Annotated in this window: 18 protein-coding genes and 1 pseudogene; 12 read left to right on the top strand and 7 right to left on the bottom strand. The window is 59.6% G+C overall.

Annotation, left to right across the window (positions count from 1 at the left end; translation table 11 throughout):
• From ACSBQV_RS13570 to rpiB, 3 genes and pseudogenes are all read right to left on the bottom strand, one after another.
• Window positions 1-253, bottom strand: a pseudogene (locus ACSBQV_RS13570) (transketolase); the annotation flags it as partial.
• Window positions 254-271: 18 nt separating this feature from the next.
• Window positions 272-1,222 (bottom strand): transaldolase, encoded by a 951-nt coding sequence (gene tal / locus ACSBQV_RS13565; protein ID WP_016926754.1) that lies wholly within the window; start codon window positions 1,220-1,222, stop codon window positions 272-274.
• A gap of 193 nt (window positions 1,223-1,415) precedes the next feature.
• Entirely contained in the window at window positions 1,416-1,874 is a 459-nt protein-coding gene (gene rpiB, locus ACSBQV_RS13560) for a ribose 5-phosphate isomerase B (protein ID WP_033643988.1), read from the bottom strand.
• Between the two features lie 318 nt (window positions 1,875-2,192).
• Between rpiB and ACSBQV_RS13555 the strand changes: the two genes are divergently transcribed.
• From ACSBQV_RS13555 to ACSBQV_RS13530, 6 genes are all read left to right on the top strand, one after another.
• Window positions 2,193-3,305 carry an MDR/zinc-dependent alcohol dehydrogenase-like family protein gene (locus tag ACSBQV_RS13555; RefSeq protein WP_033643987.1) on the top strand — a complete coding sequence of 371 codons (1,113 nt, stop codon included), beginning with the start codon at window positions 2,193-2,195 and terminating at the stop codon, window positions 3,303-3,305.
• Window positions 3,306-3,371: 66 nt separating this feature from the next.
• Window positions 3,372-4,640, top strand: coding sequence for an MFS transporter (locus tag ACSBQV_RS13550; protein WP_004936588.1), 1,269 nt, complete (start codon window positions 3,372-3,374; stop codon window positions 4,638-4,640).
• 35 nt (window positions 4,641-4,675) lie between these two features.
• Window positions 4,676-5,446, top strand: a complete 771-nt coding sequence (locus tag ACSBQV_RS13545; RefSeq protein ID WP_099782497.1) for an SDR family oxidoreductase — start codon at window positions 4,676-4,678, stop codon at window positions 5,444-5,446.
• A 29-nt stretch (window positions 5,447-5,475) separates the two neighbouring features.
• Window positions 5,476-6,477, top strand: a complete 1,002-nt coding sequence (locus tag ACSBQV_RS13540) for a dihydroxyacetone kinase subunit DhaK (protein WP_099782498.1) — start codon at window positions 5,476-5,478, stop codon at window positions 6,475-6,477.
• 3 nt (window positions 6,478-6,480) lie between these two features.
• Window positions 6,481-7,137, top strand: coding sequence for a dihydroxyacetone kinase subunit DhaL (dhaL, locus tag ACSBQV_RS13535; protein ID WP_099782499.1), 657 nt, complete (start codon window positions 6,481-6,483; stop codon window positions 7,135-7,137).
• A 95-nt stretch (window positions 7,138-7,232) separates the two neighbouring features.
• Window positions 7,233-8,195 carry a sugar-binding transcriptional regulator gene (locus ACSBQV_RS13530; RefSeq protein WP_004936575.1) on the top strand — a complete coding sequence of 321 codons (963 nt, stop codon included), beginning with the start codon at window positions 7,233-7,235 and terminating at the stop codon, window positions 8,193-8,195.
• Window positions 8,196-8,258: 63 nt separating this feature from the next.
• Here the strand turns inward: ACSBQV_RS13530 and ACSBQV_RS13525 are convergent, their stop codons facing one another.
• Complete coding sequence (locus ACSBQV_RS13525) at window positions 8,259-8,852, bottom strand: lytic polysaccharide monooxygenase (RefSeq protein WP_046896233.1); 594 nt, start codon at window positions 8,850-8,852, stop codon at window positions 8,259-8,261.
• Window positions 8,853-9,256: 404 nt separating this feature from the next.
• Here ACSBQV_RS13525 and ACSBQV_RS13520 point away from each other — a divergent pair, with 404 nt between their 5' ends.
• Window positions 9,257-10,198 (top strand): LysR family transcriptional regulator, encoded by a 942-nt coding sequence (locus tag ACSBQV_RS13520; protein ID WP_025303805.1) that lies wholly within the window; start codon window positions 9,257-9,259, stop codon window positions 10,196-10,198.
• An 85-nt stretch (window positions 10,199-10,283) separates the two neighbouring features.
• Here the strand turns inward: ACSBQV_RS13520 and ACSBQV_RS13515 are convergent, their stop codons facing one another.
• Window positions 10,284-11,783 (bottom strand): glycosyl hydrolase family 18 protein, encoded by a 1,500-nt coding sequence (locus ACSBQV_RS13515; protein ID WP_099782500.1) that lies wholly within the window; start codon window positions 11,781-11,783, stop codon window positions 10,284-10,286.
• Between the two features lie 293 nt (window positions 11,784-12,076).
• On the opposite strand from ACSBQV_RS13515, the gene ACSBQV_RS13510 reads away from it, so the two are divergent.
• The 5 genes from ACSBQV_RS13510 (at window position 12,077) to maeB (ending at window position 15,820) form a co-directional block, all read left to right on the top strand.
• Complete coding sequence (locus ACSBQV_RS13510) at window positions 12,077-12,403, top strand: phage holin, lambda family (RefSeq protein WP_033643982.1); 327 nt, start codon at window positions 12,077-12,079, stop codon at window positions 12,401-12,403.
• Window positions 12,393-12,794 carry a M15 family metallopeptidase gene (locus tag ACSBQV_RS13505; RefSeq protein WP_033643981.1) on the top strand — a complete coding sequence of 134 codons (402 nt, stop codon included), beginning with the start codon at window positions 12,393-12,395 and terminating at the stop codon, window positions 12,792-12,794. Before ACSBQV_RS13510 ends, ACSBQV_RS13505 begins: the two co-directional genes overlap by 11 nt.
• On the top strand, window positions 12,791-13,171 hold the full coding sequence (locus ACSBQV_RS13500; RefSeq protein ID WP_099782501.1) for a DUF2570 family protein: 381 nt from the start codon (window positions 12,791-12,793) through the stop codon (window positions 13,169-13,171). The genes ACSBQV_RS13505 and ACSBQV_RS13500 overlap by 4 nt, the downstream gene beginning before the upstream one ends.
• Window positions 13,152-13,325 carry an Rz1-like lysis system protein LysC gene (gene lysC, locus ACSBQV_RS13495; protein WP_004936544.1) on the top strand — a complete coding sequence of 58 codons (174 nt, stop codon included), beginning with the start codon at window positions 13,152-13,154 and terminating at the stop codon, window positions 13,323-13,325. The genes ACSBQV_RS13500 and lysC overlap by 20 nt, the downstream gene beginning before the upstream one ends.
• A 215-nt stretch (window positions 13,326-13,540) precedes the next feature.
• On the top strand, window positions 13,541-15,820 hold the full coding sequence (maeB, locus tag ACSBQV_RS13490) for an NADP-dependent oxaloacetate-decarboxylating malate dehydrogenase (protein ID WP_016926766.1): 2,280 nt from the start codon (window positions 13,541-13,543) through the stop codon (window positions 15,818-15,820).
• Between the two features lie 49 nt (window positions 15,821-15,869).
• Here maeB and mmuM read toward each other — a convergent pair whose 3' ends face one another.
• A complete protein-coding gene (gene mmuM, locus ACSBQV_RS13485) occupies window positions 15,870-16,808 on the bottom strand; it encodes a homocysteine S-methyltransferase (protein WP_099782503.1) in 939 nt (312 codons plus the stop codon).
• Complete coding sequence (gene mmuP / locus ACSBQV_RS13480; protein WP_099782504.1) at window positions 16,798-18,207, bottom strand: S-methylmethionine permease; 1,410 nt, start codon at window positions 18,205-18,207, stop codon at window positions 16,798-16,800. The genes mmuM and mmuP overlap by 11 nt, the downstream gene beginning before the upstream one ends.
• Window positions 18,208-18,266 lie beyond the last annotated feature (59 nt).

Genomic DNA, 18,266 nt, shown 5'->3' with positions numbered 1-18,266 from the left:
GCATCGGCAGGTCGTAGCCGGTGAGGTGCAGGAGGCTGTAAATCAACATGGAGCCGTGGCCGTTGGAGAGCACGAAACGGTCGCGGTCAGCCCAGTGCGGGTTAGTCGGGTTGTGGTTGAGGTAGTCACGCCACAGGACTTCGGCGATGTCCGCCATGCCCATAGGGGCCCCCGGGTGGCCGGAATTTGCTTTTTGTACGGCGTCCATGCTGAGTGCGCGGATGGCGTTGGCAAGCTCTTTACGAGAAGACATAACGAAACTCCAGTGCGATTACAGTTGAGCGGCCAACATGTCTTCCAGCTTCTGCTGGTCGACGGCGAACAGGCGGATGCCTTCGGCGAGTTTTTCTACCGCCATGGCGTCCTGATTGTGCAGCCAGCGGAATTCCGCTTCGGCCAGCGGAGCGGGTTGGTGGAAGCCCTCGGTCGACGGGGTCAGCTTGCGCTCGACCGGCTGTTCGCTGTTTTTCAGCTGCTCCAGCAGGTTCGGCGCGATGGTCAGGCGATCGCAGCCGGCCAGCGCCAGGATCTGCTCAACTTTGCGGAAGCTGGCGCCCATGATCACCGTCTGGTAACGATGACGCTTGTAGTATTCATAGATGGTGCGCACCGATTTCACGCCCGGATCCTGATCGGCGTCGTAGTCGGCGGCAGGCTGTTTAGCCTGGTACCAGTCATAGATGCGGCCGACGAACGGCGAGATCAGATACACGCCGGCTTCGGCGCAGGCGCGGGCCTGAGCGAAGGAGAACAGCAGCGTCAGGTTGGTGTTGATGCCTTCTTTTTCCAGCTCTTCGGCGGCTTTGATGCCTTCCCAGGTGGAAGCCAGCTTGATTAGGATGCGCGATTTGTCGATGCCCTGTTCCTGATACATGCCGATCAGTTTGCGCGCTTTGGCGACGCACATGCCGCGGTCGAACGACAGGCGGGCGTCCACTTCGGTGGAGATGCGGCCCGGCACGCTTTTGAGGATCTCGACGCCGATATTGACGGCCAGTTTATCGCTGGCGTTGATCAGCTGGGTTTCCTTGCTGCCGCCCTGGCGGCGGGCATACTCCAGCGCTTCGGTGATCAGCGCTTTGTACTGCGGCAGCGCGGCGGCTTTCAGGATCAGCGAAGGGTTGGTGGTGGCGTCCTGGGGTTCGAACTGGCGGATGGATTCGATATCGCCGCTGTCGGCGACCACCGTGGTCAGCTGCTTGAGTGCGTCTAATTGATTCATTGATAAGCTCCTTGACCAAGCTCAACGTAGGGAAATGAGAACCTTTTTCATCATAGGGGGAACACACTGCATCATCGGATCGAGAATGAAAATGCGCTTTTTCTGATTGTTGCGATGGATAATAACAATGAATGACGAATAAACCCAGGCGGAGCGCGGCTTGCGCGCGACCGCCATCGAGACTGCAGGCGGTTTAACGCCGACCGACCGCGTTTTCGTAATAGCCGATCCGCTCGACTTTCGGCGCCGAACCTCCCCCTTCAAACTCCGATTCCAGCCAGGCATCGACGATGGTTTTCGCCAGTTCGGCGCCGATGACCCGCGCGCCCAGCGTGATGATCTGCGCATCATTGCTTTTGCGCGCCCGTTGGGCGGAGTAGGTATCGTGACATTGCGCCGCGCGAATGCCGGGCACTTTATTGGCCACGATGCTCATACCGATGCCGGTGCCGCACAGCAGGATCCCCCGCCGATGTTTTTCCTCCCGTATCGCCTGCGCGACGCGATAGGCGATATCGGGATAGATCCCCGTTTCTGCGGTGCGATCCGTCGTGTAGTCAATGACGGGAATGTCCCGTCGTTGCAGGTGGGCGACGATCAGATCCTTCAGTTCAATGGCGGCATCGTCGGCGCCGATGGCGATAGGCAGCATAGCGGTCTCCTGATTGGTAACGAAAAGGGCGGCGATCCTCGGTGGCGCCACGTTCATTACCGTATCCCTGTTTAATCAAATGTTCAATTGATGTTCTTTTGTTTTTTGCCTGATTTTTCTGTTCCTCCCTTTAAAAGGTGACATTCGTCACTAAAAAAGAGGTTTTAATCGTTATTTATCCTCATGTAGACGGGTTTTTGAGCGATATCACAGTTTGGCAAGTTCTCTGTGGGCAAATTGAACGCGTGACGTTAGTGTTCATTTGTTCTTTGTTTGTGTTATTGATCATAAAGAGTCACCCTACCAGAGGAGAGTGCTATGTGTCAGACCTGCATGACAGAGGCGAAAATGGCGGACGGTATCCCCGAGATCATGAAGGCGGTTGTGGCGTACGCCCCGAAAGATTACCGCCTGGAACAGGTGCCGGTACCGAAGATCGGCCCGAAAGAGATCCTGGTGAAGATCGAGGCCTGCGGCATCTGCGCCGGCGATGTTAAAGCGTTCGAAGGGGCGCCCAGCTTCTGGGGAGATGAAAAACAACCGGCATACATCAAGGCGCCGATGATCCCCGGTCATGAGTTTATCGGCCACGTGGTGGGATACGGCGAAGGCGTCGAGGGCTTCAATCTCGGCGATCGGGTGATATCAGAACAGATCGTTCCCTGTTGGCAATGCCGCTTCTGCAACCGCGGCCAGTATTGGATGTGCGAAAAGCATGACCTGTACGGTTTCCAGAAAAACGTCAATGGCGGCATGGCCGAGTACATGAAGTTCACCAAAGAGGCGATTAACTATCATGTACCGGCCGATCTGCCGATCGAAAAAGCCATTCTGATCGAACCCTATGCTTGCTCCTTCCATGCGGTGCAACGCGCCAATATCAAACTGGGCGATGTCGTGGTGCTGGCCGGCGCCGGCACCCTGGGGCTGGGCATGATCGGGGCGATCAAAAAGTCCGGGCCCTCGAAGCTGGTGGTGCTGGATCTGTCCGACGAGCGTCTGGCGCTGGCGAAGCGCTTCGGCGCGGATGTGACGCTGAACCCGACCCGTGACGACGTGCCCGCGGCGGTTAAAGCGATGACCGACGGCTACGGCTGCGACATCTACATCGAGGCGACCGGCGCCCAAAAGTCCGTGGAACAGGGCCTGACGCTGATCCGCAAGCTCGGCACCTTCGTGGAATTTTCCGTGTTCAAGGATCCGGTGACCGTCGACTGGAGCATCATCAGCGACCGCAAGGAGCTGGACGTGCTCGGTTCGCACCTCGGCCCTTACTGCTACCCGCTGGTGATCGAAGGCATCGCCAATGGCGATCTGCCGACCGAAGGCGTGGTGACGCATACGCTGCCGCTGGAACAGTTCGCCGAGGGCTTCGAGCTGATGAAGCGCGGCATCGGTTCAATCAAAGTGGTGCTTAATCCAAACCTCTGAAACCTGCATCGTTCTTCGGGTGCGGGCGAGCCTGCGCCTCCATAATCACATGTGCTGGGGTGTTCTATGTTGCATGGACTGATTCATCGCATTGGTCTGTCACCGAAACTGCTGCTGGGCTATGCCGGCGTGTTGGTGTTCATGATGGGCGAAGGGCTGGAACAAGGATGGCTGTCGCCTTATTTGATCGGCAAGGGGCTGAGCATTCAGGAATCGGCGCTGCTGTTCAGCGTTTATGGCTTTGCGGCCGCGATCGCCGCCTGGTTTTCCGGCGTGCTGGCGGAAATCTTTACCGCCCGGCGGGTGATGTTGGCCGGCCTGCTGCTGTTTCTGTTCGGTTCGGTGTGCTTTTTGACGTTCGGCCTGCCGAGCAACAACCTGGCGATCATGGTGCCGACCTATGCGCTGCGCGGCTTGGGTTATCCGTTGTTCGCCTACGGTTTTCTGGTGTGGGTGGCGTATGAGGCGCCGCCGGAAAGGCTGGGGTCGGCGGTGGGGATTTTCTGGTTCGTCTACAGCGGCGGGCTCAGCGTGCTGGGCGTGTTGTATTCCAGCATCATGCTGCCTTATCTCGGCGAGATCCACACGCTGTGGAGCGCGCTGATTTTCGTCGTGCTGGGCGCGGTGATTGCGCTGATGCTCAATCGCGACGACGGCGCGGCACAGAGCGGCAACCGGGAAAAAGCGTCGCTGGGTTACGTCTTGAAGGGCATCACCATCGCGTTTGAAAACCCGAAGATCGGCCTGGGCGGCATCGTGCGCACCATTAATACCTCCGCGGCATACGGCTTCGTCGTATTCATGCCCATGTACATGATGGATATGGGATTCACCCGCACGCATTGGCTGCAGATGTACGCCGCGCTGTGGACGGTCAACATCATTTTCAACCTGATTTTCGGCGTGATCAGCGACGGGCTCGGCTGGCGCAATGTGGTGATGTGGTTTGGCTGCGTCGGCTGTGCCTTGACCACGCTGATGTTCTACTACGTGCCGCAATTCTTCGGCGCCAACTACCTGCTGACCGTTTGCGCCGCCGGTTTGTTCGGCGCCTGCCTGGCGGCGTTCGTGCCGCTGTCGGCCATCATGCCGTCGCTGGCGCCGGACAATAAGGGCGCGGCGATGTCGATTCTCAATCTGGGCGCCGGCCTGAGCACCTTTGTCGGCCCGGCGGTGGTGGGGCTGTTTATCGGCAGCCTCGGCACCGTTGGCGTGATCTGGATCTTTACCGGTTTGTACCTGTTCAGCGGCGTGCTGATGAAATTTGTCACGCTGCCGAAAGAAAGCGCGACGGCGCAGGAAGAACGCGGCGCGAGTTTGGCGAAAATATCCTGACCGAGGGTGAAGTTCACAGTTTTAAGGGGAAATTTATGATTAATCATCAAACTACGGCGCCGCGCGAGCTCTCGCTAAAGGGCAAGGTGGCGCTGATTACCGGCGGTGCTGCGGGGATCGGCCTCGCTATCGCCGAACGCTATCTGCAAAACGGCGCGCGCGTGGCGCTGCTCGATCGTGCGCCGCAGGTTGCTGAAGTGGCGCGACAGCTGGACGCCGAGGCGGCGGTGGGCGTCGTGGCCGACGTCACCGATGCCGCGTCGGTGGAGCGGGCGGTGGCGCAGATTGAGGCGCATTTCGGGCAGCTGGACGTGCTGGTCAACAGCGCCGGCATCGTCGCGCTGCATCCCGCTGAGGAACTGCCGGAAGCGGCGTGGGATGCAACCCTGGCGGTCAATCTGAAAGGCGTGTTTCTTACCTGCCAGGCGGTGGGCCGCCGTTTCATTAGTCAGCGCGGCGGCAGCATCATCAATCTCGCCTCGCAGGCCGGGGTGGTGGCATTGCCGAATCACCTGGCCTATTGCGCCAGCAAAGCGGGCGTGATCGGGTTGACTCAGGTGCTGGCGCTGGAGTGGGGGCCGCACAACGTGCGGGTCAACGCCATTTCACCCACCGTCGTTTTGACGGAGCTGGGCCGTAAGGCCTGGTCTGGCGAGGTGGCTGAGCAGATGAAGCAGAAAATCCCGCTGCGGCGCTTCGCCGAGCCGCAAGATATCGCCGCCAGCGCCCTGTTTTTGGCCGGCGACGCGGCGGCGATGATCACCGGCGCCAACCTGGTGGTCGACGGCGGTTACACCATTCAATAATTTCTTATTCAGGCGACAGAGAGGCCGCGATGAACAGAATCATTAACGATCCCGATCACGTAGTGGAAGACGCCATTCAGGGCTATAGGCTGGCCCACCCGGACTATTACGCCGCCACCGACAATGCGCGGGTGTTGAAATATCCGCCGGCGCCGATCGCCGGCAAAGTGGGCATCGTCACCGGCGGCGGTTCCGGCCATGAGCCGGCGTTCCTGGGCTATGTCGGCAAAAACATGCTGGATGCCGTCGCGATTGGCGAGATTTTTTCATCGCCTACGGCGGGGGCTTTTCTCGATGCCTTCAAGGCGGCGGACAGCGGTGCGGGCGTCGCTTGCCTGTACGGCAACTACGCCGGCGACAACATGAACGTCAAGATGGCGATCAAGAAGGCCACGGCGGCCGGCATACGGGTGAAAACCGTGGTGGCCAACGATGACGTCGCCTCGGCGCCGGCCAGTGAGATCGATAAACGGCGCGGCGTGGCCGGAGAAATTCTGATGTGGAAGGTCGGCGCGGCGGCGGCGGCCAAGGGATACGATCTGGACGGCGTGATCGGCGCGGCGCAAAAAGCCATCGACCGGTGTCGTTCGATCGGCGTCGGCCTCAGTTCCTGCACCATTCCCGCGGTCGGCAAACCCAATTTTCATATCGAAGACGGCAAGATGGAGATCGGCATTGGCCATCACGGCGAACCGGGCATTGAGGTGTCGCCGATCCAGTCGGCGTCGGCGATGGCCGGCACCATGCTCGATTTCGTGCTCAACGACATGCCGCTGGAACAGGGGCAGGAGGTGGCGTTGCTGATCTCCGGGCTTGGCGCCACGCCGGTGATGGAGCTGTATATCTATTATGCCGAAATAGAGCGTCGGTTGACGGCGAAAGGCGTGCGGGTGCATCGGCGCTACGTCGGCAATTACTTCACGTCGCTGGAAATGATGGGCGTGACGCTGACGCTGATGACGCTGGATGACGAACTGAAAACGCTGCTGGACATGCCGGCGCAATCTTTAGGCTTAACCAAGGTGGAGTGAATCATGACGGAACAAATTTCAACCCGGTACGGCAGTGAGATCGTTACGGGGCTGATAGAAACCATTGTCAGCAACCGCGAATACCTGAGCGAAATCGACGGCGCCATCGGCGACGGCGACCACGGCATTAACATGTCGAAGGGATTCGCGATGTGCGGCGATGCCATTCGCGGCCGCGAGCTCACGTTGGCGCAGGCGTTCGATGCGGTTTCCGATGCGCTGATGGAGGGCATCGGCGGTTCGATGGGGCCGTTGTACGGCAGCCTGTTCATGGGCATGGCGGAGAGCGTGCGCGAGCGCAGCGTGCTGGATAAGCAGGCATTTTTGGCGATGTTGCACGGCGGATTGCGCGAACTGCAGGACATCAGCAGCGCGGGCGTGGGGGACAAGTGTCTGATGGATACGCTGATACCGGCGGTAGCGGCGTTTGAGCAGGCGGCGGGGCGCGGTGACGACTTCGCCGCTGCGCTGGAACAGATGAGGAGCGCCGCGGCGCGCGGGCGCGATTCCACGCGCGAGCTGGTGGCGAAAATCGGCCGCGCCAGCCGCCTGGGCGAGCGTTCGCGCGGCGTATTGGATGCCGGCGCGGTATCTTGCTGTCTGCTCTTGACCCGATTGGCGGACGAGGTGGAGCAACGACTGAATACCGTTGCCGCCTGATCGCGTTATACTAGCGGGCATTCAGCATTGTCGGAGGGGCGTGTATCGTCCCTCCGCCATGATTAACCGGCCTGCCGTGGGGAAACGTCTAACGGATGGAAAAACAAACTGTGTCCCAGGATAACGAACTGCTGACCGAAATCGCCGTTGCTTATTATCAGGATGAGATCACGCAGGAAGAGATCGCCAAAAAGTTCGGCATCTCACGGATCAAAGTCGGTCGTTTGCTCAAGCGCGCCAAGGAAGAAGGCATCGTCGAGATCAACGTGCGTTATCACCCGGTGTTCAGCACCCGGCTGGAACAGCAGATGATGGAACGTTTTCCCATCAGCCGCGCGCTGATCGCGCTCGATCATCAGGACGAAGAGGAACAGCGTCGGCAAGTGGCGGCGCTGGTGTCCAACTACCTGGCGATGTCGCTGAAAGACGATATGGTGTTGGCGGTCGGGCAGGGGCGCAACGTGGCGGCGATCGCCGATCACGTCGGCAGCGTGACGGAGCGCAACTGCAAGTTCATCTGCGGCATCGGCGGCACTCACCGTCCGGGCGATGCGATCAACGCCGACCATATCAGCCGGCGTCTGGCGAAGAAGTTCGGCGGCAGCAGCGAGACGCTTTACGCGCCGGCCTACGTCGAAAATCGCGCGCTGAAAGACGCCTTCATGCAGAATGGCACGATCAAGGAAACGTTGGATCGCGCGCGTAAGGCCGATGTGGCGTTAGTCGGCATTGGCGACATGAATGAAAACAGTTATATGGTGAAATTGGGGTGGTTTACGCCGCACGAGATTATCGACGCCAGCCTTAATCAGGGCGTGATCGGCGACATCGCCGGCTATGACTTTTTCAATGCCCAAGGGCAGCATGTCGATACGGTGATGAATGACCGTGTGATTGGGCTGAGCATTGATGAGCTGCGCAAAATTCCGTGCGTGATCGCCATTGCCTCCGAGAATACCAAGGCGCTGGCGATTTTGGGCGCGTTGCGCACCGGCGCCATCGACATTATCGCCACCAGCGCGCTCAATGTGCGCACTATCCTCAATATGTCGCAATAGCGACACCCGCAAAAAAGGGTTCAGCGCCAGGCTGAACCCTCAACGATCTCCTCATTTGACCGATTATTTGCTCAGGTTGACGTCGATCGCCTGATAGAAGGCGTTGGCGGTGTCGGCTATGTCCCACACGGCAAGGATCACGTGCGAACCGCTGCGATCTGCCGGTATGTTGCACTGGTGGGTGACCTGCGCGGCAGGGATGGCGCCGCCGTCGTTGAACTGGCAGAACGGCGTCAGGTCAAAGGAAGCGCGGGTCAGCGGTTGAGAAGCGTCCCAGTTCGGCTTGGTGATGAAATAGCGCCAGCTGGTGGTGCTGTGACGCGCGGTCAGCTTCCAGGTAAAGGAGTTCGGGCCGGTTTTCAGGTTGAGCTTGTTCCAGCGCGTCGGCGTTTGCTGATCCAGTTCGAAGAAGGTGGACTTGTTGGCGCTGGCGATATGGCCGTCAACCGGGCCGGCCTGCGGGAAGCCTTTCAGGCCTTCGACGCTCTGCGGTTCGTACTGCACGCTGCCGCACTGGGTGTTGAGCTGCAGTTTGCACTGGTAGGCGCGGCTGGCCGGTGACTCGACATAACCGTGAGCATTCGCCTGTTGCGAAACGCCGAACATCGCCGCGCTCAGCAGGCCCAGAGAGAGCAGGGTACGGGAAGTTTTGTTCATAAGTCACTCCTGACTGAAATTATGTTGTAAGTTGAGCGTATTTCACCGACAAAATGAGAGACTAATAACGCAATTAGAAATAACCCTTCTTGTCGGCTTGTTTTATTTTTATCATTCTGGTCGTGCGATAGAGCGGAATGTTTTAACGGCTATTAACGAAAATTATTATGATGACGATCTTTGATCGTTAGGCTGAATTTATTTAACTGTCGCTGTGTAAAAGTAGGGCGCTATGATGAATTTTATATCAGGTCGTGATGAATAGTATTTAAGATAGCGCTCTCATTTATGAAGTATATTGCTTGTTGCTATGAGTACCCTTGTTCGATTTGATCGATTTTTGTGCGCCACCACCTTGGGAATTTAGTGTCATTTTTCTTATTTTATTTTAAAGAGGAATTTGTATGACTAGATTATCCCTGGACGCGATTAAAATAATCAGCACCATCAAGAGCACCGGTTCTTTCTCTATGGCGGCGGAGGCGCTGCATAAAACGCCTTCGGCGATCTCTTATCGGGTTTCCAATATTGAAAGCAAACTCTGCGTGAAACTTTTTCATCGCAATGGCCCCATGATTACCCTGACGGATGAAGGGGAATTTCTCCTGCAGGAAGGCAGCTGGATATTAAATGCGGTGCAGGATCTGGAAAGCCGGGTGCGCAACATCCCCAAGCTGGACAATAATATCCGCCTGGCGGTAGACACCTTCTTCCCGTTGGAAACCCTGACGCAGGATATCCGCGACTATATTCAGCATTGCCCGAACGCCAGTATCTCGGTGCAGCGAGAAGCGTTGAACGGCACCTGGGATGCGCTGAAGAACAACCGGGCGGATCTGATCATCGCCATCGGCCAAATTCCCGACAGCGTGCAGGCCAAAACCCTGATGCTCGGCAAGCTCAACTTTGTGCTGTGCGTGTCGCCTTCGCACCCGTTCGCGGCGCAGAGAAAGCCGGTGTGCAAGAAACAGCGGTTGAACGACATCGTGGTGGTGATCGCCGACAGCAGCCATGAGCTGCCCAAACGCAATCACGGCACGCTGCCCTTGCAGCGTCAGTTGGTGGTATGCGATGTGGAAAGCAATCTGGCGCTGCTCAAGCGCGGCATCGGCCACGCTTTTCTGCCGCCTGCGCTGATTGAAAAGGAACTGGCCAGCGGTGAACTGGTGACGGTGCCGGTGGAGATGCAAAAGGGGGACGAAATGATTTGGCTGGCGTGGCACCCGGCCAGCAAGGGCGCCGGGTTTAACTGGTGGCATGAGCGGCTGACGCGCAAAAGCGATGTCTACAGCCTGATGGGCCGCGAAGTGGTGCGGGATGGCGGTTATCCTTGGTGCCACAACTGAAGGAATAGAGACGAAGGGACGCGAAAATCAAACGGTTAGCTCAATGAAAACCCCGCAGCATTCGGCTACGGGGTTTTTTTACGGCTTACGCCACGCGGCCCACCTTCAGCCAGGCGCCGTCAGAACCGGGCGCCGAGGTGATGTAACCCCATTTGGTTTGCCAGACGTAACCCTGGTAGGACACCAGCGCGCCCTGCGCGTAAGTGGTGCCCGGCACATAAGCCGGCGCGGTCATGATCGGCAGGTTGCCGGGGCCGACGCCGGTGTAGCGCAGCCCGGTGCCCATATCCAGCTGGCTGTCGTCGTAGTCCGCGGCGTTGAAATAGCGATCCAGCGAGGCCAGCAGGTCGCCGTTGCGGTTGTCTTGCCCCAGATGCCAGAACATCACGCCGCCCAACTGCTGCTGCTTGATGTATTTCGCTTTGTATTTGAAGCTCTCGGTATCGTCATAGGTGACGAACAGCCCTTTCTGCGCATGATACAGGTAAGGCGTTTTGGTCTTGTCGTTCCACAGCCGCTGATAGCCGTAGTTGCCCAGCAGCATCTGCTCCAGCTGGCGATAGGAGGCGATGCGCGGATCCTTGTCGCGCACGCACTCTTCGCAGCCCACCAGCCAGTAATCGGTGTTCGGATACGGATCTTCGCCCGGCGTGCTGTGGCTGCTGTATTGCCCGCCGTTGCCGCCGCTGACGCCCTTGAAGGCGCGGCCGTAGAAGGGCACGCCCATCACGATTTTGGCGCTCGGTACGCCTTCCATCATCAGGTGTTGCTGCACCGCGGCGTCAACCGTCAGGCTGAACGGGCTGGGGAAGGCGCGGGTCAGCTCTTCCCAGCTCCAGCCCAGGTTGGCTTCGCGCAGCGCATTGTAGAAGGTCGGCCCGGCCGCATCGCCGAACAGCGCCGCCTGGTGGTTGGTTATCTTCTCCCAGGGGCCGGCCAGATCGTAGGTCATCAGGTTGATGTAATCGAGCGGCGCGACGATCTGCGCCAGCTTGCTGTAATAGCGCGACAGGAAGAAGGCGCCGCCGGCGCCGGCGATGGTCAACTGGTACGGCAACGCCTGGCGGCCGTCGGCGACGGTTTGCTGGTTCAGCAGGGTGCGGATCTCCTGCAGCGCGGCGATGAAACCGTCCACTTCCGAGGCTTGCGGGTACTCCCAGTCGATGTCTACGCCGTCGAAGCCGTAATCCTTCATGATGCGCACGCAGGATTGTGCGAACTTGGCGCGCGACGCCGGGGTTTTCACCGCGTTGACGTAGTTGGCGTGCGACACCCCCAGATCGTTGGAGTAGTACCAGCCGCCGATGGAGAACATGATGCGCAGGCTGGGGTTGTGCGCTTTGAGCGCGGTCAGGCGGTTGACCACATCGCGCGCCTTGGCGTCGTTGGTGGCCGGATCCCAGGCGCATTCCAGATTGCTGTTGATATCCAGGAACGAGAAGTTAATGTGCGTCAGCTGTTTGGCTTTGGCCGGCGTGATGTTGGAAACCGGGAACGGCACGACAGACGTATCGGTCTCGGTGTAATTATTGATTTGGTTGGTCGGAATAAAATAATACCCAATAACGGCTTTACGTGTGGACATGGCATTTCTCCAGAGTGGATGTTTTTGAATGGGGAAATATTTCCCGTTGCCATTAATGTTTATTTTTCGCAGAAATAACAGTCGAAACAAATCACGATAAGAATAAATTTTTTATTCACTGCCGCCTGCCTTGGCGTTTATGTGTTGTGCCAGCATTCAGCATGAATGAATTCGACCATAGGGCCTGTATTTATTCATTTGCTTTGTAATAGCATCCTTAACTAGATTCTGAGTATCCGATGTCCCACCGGCCGTGATTGGCATTTAATTAAAAATAAAAAAGGAGATGAGCTATGTCCAGCATAGAGCCTGACGCTGTTGGCTTAATAGTCCAGCGAGTATGTGAATATCTTCAGCCGGTATTGAACGCCATTCTGGCCGGCGTGATGGCGCTATTACACGGCGCCTATCGCAACGTGGGTATTCGGCGACGTTTATTGAATGCGGCGATGTGCGCGTTATTGGCCTGGACGGTGCGCGATGCGCTGGCGTTGATGGGCCTGGAATTAAACTGGGCGAATTTGGCCAGCGTATTGATTGGCTTTATGGGGGCGGATTACATCAACGCCTTAATTAAAAAATTCATCGGCAAAAAAACGGGGTTTAAAAATGTTAAATGACATCGAAGAGATTCGCTTTACCGCCCGCAGCGAAGAGAACCTGCGCGGCGTGCATCCGGATCTGGTGCGCGTTATTCGTCTGGCGCTGCGCTATTCCCTGGTGCCATTTTCCGTCAGCGAGGGGCTGCGCAGCATGGCGCGCCAGCGGGAAATGGTGCGCGCCGGCAACAGCCAAACGCTGCGCAGCCGCCATCTGACCGGACACGCGGTGGACGTGGTGGCGATGCCGGCGGGCGTGGTCTCCTGGGAGTGGGATTACTACGCGCAAATTGCGGTGGCGGTGCGGCGCGCGGCGCGTGAATGCGGCATCAACGTCGAATGGGGTGGCGAGTGGAAAACCCTCAAGGATGGCCCGCACTTCCAACTGCCGTTCCGGGACTATCCGGCATGAGCGGCTGGCTGCAAAAACTGATGCAGGGCGGGTTGCTGCTGTTGTTGCTGGCGGCCATCTGCCTCGGCGGCTACAGCTCGCTGTTGTCGCACCAGTTGGCGTCCGCGCGACAACAGGCGGCGGAACTGCAAAAAAGCCTGGCGCAGCAGGCGGGGCTTATCGCCACCTTGCAGACACAGGACGCGCAAAACCGCGCGCTGATGGCGGCGCAGCAGCAGCAGGAACAGCAGCTGCGCCAGCAACACGAGGCTTATCAGAGGAAATACCGTGAAGCGATTAAAAACGATCCCTGCGCCGCTCGGCCTCTGCCTGGCACTGTGCTTGAGCTCCTGCGCCCGGCCACCGGCGCCGCAGGCCATGCCGCTGTTGCCCCCTGAGTCGGTATTCGCTCCCTGTGAGCAGCCGCAGTTGCAGGGGGAGACCTGGGGCGATGCGGTGAGCTATGCCCTGGCATTACAAACCTCGTTACACATTTGCGCCGGCCAGGTGGAGACGCTCAACGCCTGGCGCGCCACGCTGCCGCCGCGCTGACGGCGGCGCTTGTCTGACTTGTCCCGCAGGCCTTCTTTTTTTACTTTTAAAACGGTCTTTCGACCAAGGTTATGGCGCGCTTCAAAGTTTGTGATGTTTCTCTCACTATACTTCAAGGCTGTGCCCTGTCATTGTACCTGGGCGCCATGGCCCACGGCAGGGCGCAGCCTCAAAGCCTTACCTCAACATAAAAGCAAAAAACAAAGGAATCCATAATGGACGAACAGCTCAAACAGAGTGCCCTTGATTTCCATCAGTTTCCTGTCCCAGGGAAGATCCAGGTTTCCCCAACCAAACCGTTGGCGACCCAGCGCGATCTGGCGCTGGCCTATTCGCCGGGCGTCGCCGCGCCTTGCCTCGAGATCGCCGAAGATCCGCTGGCGGCCTACAAATACACCGCGCGCGGCAACCTGGTGGCGGTAATTTCCAACGGCACGGCGGTACTGGGTCTGGGCAATATCGGCGCGTTGGCCGGTAAGCCGGTGATGGAAGGCAAGGGCGTTTTGTTCAAGAAGTTTTCCGGTATCGATGTATTTGATATCGAAGTGGATGAGCATAACCCTGACAAATTAATCGACATTATCGCCGCGCTGGAACCGACCTTCGGCGGCATCAACCTGGAAGACATCAAGGCGCCGGAGTGTTTCTACATCGAACAGAAACTGCGTGAGCGCATGAAGATCCCGGTGTTCCACGACGACCAGCACGGCACGGCGATCATTACCACCGCCGCGGTGCTCAACGGCCTGCGCGTGGTGAAGAAGAACATCTCCGACGTGCGGCTGGTGGTGTCCGGCGCCGGCGCGGCGTCCATCGCCTGCCTGAACTTGCTGGTGGCGCTGGGGCTGCGTCAACAGAACATCACCGTCTGCGACTCCAAGGGCGTCATCTATAAAGGCCGCGACGCCAATATGGAACAGACCAAAGCCGCCTACGCCATCGAGGATAACGGCCAACGCACGCTGGGCGACGCCATCCCGAACGCCGACATCTTCCTCGGCTGCTCCGGCCCGGGCGTGCTGACGCAGGATATGGTGAAAACCATGGCGCGCGATCCGCTGATCATGGCGCTGGCCAACCCGGAACCGGAAATTCTGCCGCCGCTGGCCAAAGCGGTGCGCCCGGACGCCATCATCTGTACCGGCCGTTCCGACTACCCGAACCAGGTGAACAACGTCCTGTGCTTCCCGTTCATTTTCCGCGGCGCGCTGGACGTGGGCGCCACCACCATCAACGAAGAGATGAAGCTCGCCTGCGTGCATGCCATCGCCGATCTGGCGCTGGCGGAACAGAGCGACGTGGTGGCCTCCGCGTATGACGATCAGGATCTCTCCTTCGGGCCGGAATACATCATTCCGAAACCGTTCGATCCGCGTCTGATCGTCAAGATCGCGCCGGCGGTGGCCAAGGCGGCGATGGACTCCGGCGTGGCGACGCGCCCGATCGAAGACTTCGACGCCTACGTGGAGAAGCTGGCGGAGTTCGTCTACAAAACCAATCTGTTCATGAAACCGATCTTCTCCCAGGCGCGCAAAGAGGTGAAGCGGGTGGTGCTGGCGGAAGGCGAGGAAGAGCGCGTGCTGCACGCCACGCAAGAGCTGGTGTCGCAGGGGCTGGCCTTCCCGATCCTGGTCGGCCGTCCGAGCGTGATCGAGATGCGCCTGAAAAAGCTGGGCCTGCAATTGACGCCGGGCAAAGATTTCGAAGTGGTGAACAACGAGTCGGATCCGCGCTTCAACGAATACTGGGGCGAGTACTACCAGATCATGAAACGCCGCGGCGTTTCGCAAGAGCAGGCGCGCCGCGCGGTGATCGGCAACCCGACGCTGATCGCCGCCATCATGCTGCACCGCGGTGAAGCGGATGCGATGATCTGCGGTACCATCGGCAGCTACCACGAGCATTACGACGTAGTGAAGAACGTGTTCGGCTTCCGTGAAGGCGCGCACGTCGCCGGCGCGATGAACGCGCTGCTGCTGCCGAGCGGCAACACCTTCATCGCCGACACCTACGTCAACGACGATCCGACGCCGGAACAGCTGGCGGAGATCACCCTGATGGCGGCGGAAACCGTGCGCCGTTTCGGCATCGAGCCGAAGGTGGCGCTGCTGTCTCACTCCAGCTTCGGCTCGTCTGATTGCCCGGCGGCGCGCAAGATGCGTAAAACGCTGGAGCTGGTGAACGAGCTGGCGCCGGAGCTGGAGATCGACGGTGAAATGCACGGCGACGCCGCGCTGGTGGAAAGCATCCGTCACGATCTGATGCCGGACAGCCCGCTGAAAGGCTCGGCCAACCTACTGATCATGCCGAACATGGAAGCGGCGCGCATCAGCTACAACCTGCTGCGCGTCTCTTGCTCGGAAGGGGTGACCGTCGGGCCGGTGCTGATGGGGGTGGCTAAACCGGTGCACATCCTGACGCCGATCGCCTCGGTGCGCCGCATCGTCAACATGGTGGCGCTGGCGGTGGTGGAAGCCCAGACCGAACCGCTGTAAGCCCGGGTTGAATGACTGGCCCCCTGTGCCGTTGGCGCCGGGGGCTTTTTTATGCCTTGCAGCGCGCGGCGATGGCGCGAATATCCTGCGGCGTAGTGCGACAACAGCCGCCAATCAATTGTGCGCCGAGCGTGCGCCACGCCGTCGCCTGATCGGCCAGGCTGCCGTGTTCGCCGCCGCAGGCGTGCCAGGTTTTGCTCACCGCATCGTAGTGCTCGCCGGAGTTCGGGTAGACCAGCAGCGGTTTGTCGGCCAGCGCGCTCAGCTGACGCAGCGCCGGGGCGACCTTGTCCAGCGCGATGCAGTTGATGCCGATGGCCAACACCTGCGGATTGCCGCGCAGCGCGGACAGGACCTCCGTCAGCGGCGTGCCGTCGCTGAGGTGTTGGCTGTCGCGCAGGGTGAAGGCGAACCAGGCGCCGAGCGTCGGGAATTCCTGCAGCAGCGTTAGCAGCGCCTGCAGTTCAGCAAACGACGGCAGCGTTTCGCAGGCCAGCAGATCGACGCCGGCGGTGGCCAGCGCGGCGATGCGCGGGCGGTGGAAGGCAATGAAGTCATCCTGCGCCAGCCGGTAGTCGCCGCGGTATTCCGAGCCGTCGGCCAGATAGGCGCCGTACGGGCCCACCGAACCGGCGATTAACAGCGGCGCCGCCTGCGGGTGCGTGGCCAGATAATCGCGGCGCGCGCGCTGCGCCAGCTGCACGCTTTTGGCGATCAACGCCAGCGACTGAGCCTGATCCAGGCCGCGGCGCAAGAAGCCCTGCGGCGTGGCCTGATAGCTGGCGGTGATAGCGCACTGGGCGCCGGCGTTGAAATAATCGAGGTGTACCTGATAGATAAGCTCGGGATTTTCAATCAGCACCTTGGCCGACCACAGCGGATCGGCCAGATCGCAGCCGCGCGCTTCCAGTTCGGTAGCCAGCGCACCGTCCAGGATCAGCGTGGGGTGTTCGGCCAGCAGGCGGGCGACGGGGTTATTAACCGACATGTTGTTCTCCCAAAGCGGTTTTTTGCCCGGCGCGCCGGGTCAGGAAATAGGTGAGGTAGCACAAGGCGACGAACGGCAGGCCGCAGTAGAGCGCGATGCGCTGCTCCGGATCGAACGCCAGCCCGATGCAGGCCAGCAGGCACAGCGCAAAGCCGAGGATCGGTGTCAATGGGTAGCCGGGCGCGCGGTATTTCAGGCCGTTTATCGGCTGGCCGCTGCGCAGATAGGCGCGGCGGAAAGCATAGTGGGCGGCGCAGATGCTCAGCCACACCGCCACCACCGCAAAGCCGGAGATCGCCGACAGGGCGACAAACACCGTATCCGGCGCGATCACGCTGGTCAGCAGCGCCAGCACGCCGCCGAGCATGCTGAAGGTCAGGGCGTTGATCGGAATGCCGCGCGCATTGACGCGCGCAAAGTAGGCCGGCAGGGTGCGCTGGTGGGCCAGCGACCACAGCATGCGCCCCGAGGCGTACAGGCCGGAGTTGGCCGCCGACAGGATGGCGGTCAGGATCACGAAGTTGAAGATATCGGCGGCGTAAGGCACGCCTATGCGTTCAAACACCAGCACGAACGGGCTTTTGACGATCCCCGCCTGATCCATGGGGATCAGCGCCGCCAGCACAAACACCGTGCCGATAAAGAACAGCATCAGGCGGATCACCGTGGTGCGGATCGCCAGCGGCACGACTTTCTCCGGGTTCTCGGTTTCACCGGCGGCGATGCCGATCAGCTCCGTGCCGGAGAAGGCGAAGTTCACCGCCACCATGGTCATCAGGATCGGCAGCGTGCCGTGCGGCAGCCAGCCGGAAGCGGTCAGGTTATGCAGGAACGGCGCCGGCGTGCCGTCTTTCATCGGCAGAAGACCGAACATGGCGGCGCCGCCCAGTATGATGAACGCCAGAATGGTCACCACTTTGATCAGCGAAAACCAGAATTCGCTTTCGGCGAAAAAGCGGGTGGTCACCACGTTAAGCAGGAAAATGGCCGCGCAGAAGATCAGGCACCACAGCCACACCGGCGACTGCGGGAACCAGTACTGCATGCAGAATCCGGCGGCGGTGAGGCTGGAGCCGAGCGCCACCGTCCAGGTGAGCCAATACAGCCAGGCGACGGCATAGCCGGTGGCCGGCCCCAGATAGCGCGAAGCATAGACGTGAAAGGCGCCGGTTTCCGGCATCGCCACCGACAGCTCGCCCAGGCACAGCATCACCAGATACACCACCAGCGCGCCGATCAGGTAGGCCAGCAGCGTGCCGAGCGCGCCGGTGGTGGAGATGATGTAGCCGGTGTTGAAAAACAGCCCGGTGCCGATCACGCCGCCCAGCGACAGCATCACCAGGTGCCGGGCCTTCATGCTGCGTTTGAACTGCCCTGCGGCGGGCGCCGATGAGTGCATAATAATCTATCCGTATAGACGTCTAAATATCTGAATGGCTATTGGTTATACCCGCAATG

The sequence above is a fragment of the Serratia sp. B501 genome (assembly GCF_051172315.1).
Lineage (GTDB): Bacteria > Pseudomonadota > Gammaproteobacteria > Enterobacterales > Enterobacteriaceae > Serratia > Serratia ureilytica.
Note: the sequence above shows the minus strand (reverse complement) of the source record. Positions and strands in the feature narration are given on the sequence as shown.

Coding starts and splice junctions, on each gene's coding strand:
- tal (WP_016926754.1), bottom strand. CDS start 1,222: ATGAATCAATTAGACGCACTCAAGCAGCTGACCACGGTGGTCGCCGAC.
- rpiB (WP_033643988.1), bottom strand. CDS start 1,874: ATGCTGCCTATCGCCATCGGCGCCGACGATGCCGCCATTGAACTGAAG.
- ACSBQV_RS13555 (WP_033643987.1), top strand. CDS start 2,193: ATGTGTCAGACCTGCATGACAGAGGCGAAAATGGCGGACGGTATCCCC.
- ACSBQV_RS13550 (WP_004936588.1), top strand. CDS start 3,372: ATGTTGCATGGACTGATTCATCGCATTGGTCTGTCACCGAAACTGCTG.
- ACSBQV_RS13545 (WP_099782497.1), top strand. CDS start 4,676: ATGATTAATCATCAAACTACGGCGCCGCGCGAGCTCTCGCTAAAGGGC.
- ACSBQV_RS13540 (WP_099782498.1), top strand. CDS start 5,476: ATGAACAGAATCATTAACGATCCCGATCACGTAGTGGAAGACGCCATT.
- dhaL (WP_099782499.1), top strand. CDS start 6,481: ATGACGGAACAAATTTCAACCCGGTACGGCAGTGAGATCGTTACGGGG.
- ACSBQV_RS13530 (WP_004936575.1), top strand. CDS start 7,233: ATGGAAAAACAAACTGTGTCCCAGGATAACGAACTGCTGACCGAAATC.
- ACSBQV_RS13525 (WP_046896233.1), bottom strand. CDS start 8,852: ATGAACAAAACTTCCCGTACCCTGCTCTCTCTGGGCCTGCTGAGCGCG.
- ACSBQV_RS13520 (WP_025303805.1), top strand. CDS start 9,257: ATGACTAGATTATCCCTGGACGCGATTAAAATAATCAGCACCATCAAG.
- ACSBQV_RS13515 (WP_099782500.1), bottom strand. CDS start 11,783: ATGTCCACACGTAAAGCCGTTATTGGGTATTATTTTATTCCGACCAAC.
- ACSBQV_RS13510 (WP_033643982.1), top strand. CDS start 12,077: ATGTCCAGCATAGAGCCTGACGCTGTTGGCTTAATAGTCCAGCGAGTA.
- ACSBQV_RS13505 (WP_033643981.1), top strand. CDS start 12,393: ATGTTAAATGACATCGAAGAGATTCGCTTTACCGCCCGCAGCGAAGAG.
- ACSBQV_RS13500 (WP_099782501.1), top strand. CDS start 12,791: ATGAGCGGCTGGCTGCAAAAACTGATGCAGGGCGGGTTGCTGCTGTTG.
- lysC (WP_004936544.1), top strand. CDS start 13,152: ATGCCGCTGTTGCCCCCTGAGTCGGTATTCGCTCCCTGTGAGCAGCCG.
- maeB (WP_016926766.1), top strand. CDS start 13,541: ATGGACGAACAGCTCAAACAGAGTGCCCTTGATTTCCATCAGTTTCCT.
- mmuM (WP_099782503.1), bottom strand. CDS start 16,808: ATGTCGGTTAATAACCCCGTCGCCCGCCTGCTGGCCGAACACCCCACG.
- mmuP (WP_099782504.1), bottom strand. CDS start 18,207: ATGCACTCATCGGCGCCCGCCGCAGGGCAGTTCAAACGCAGCATGAAG.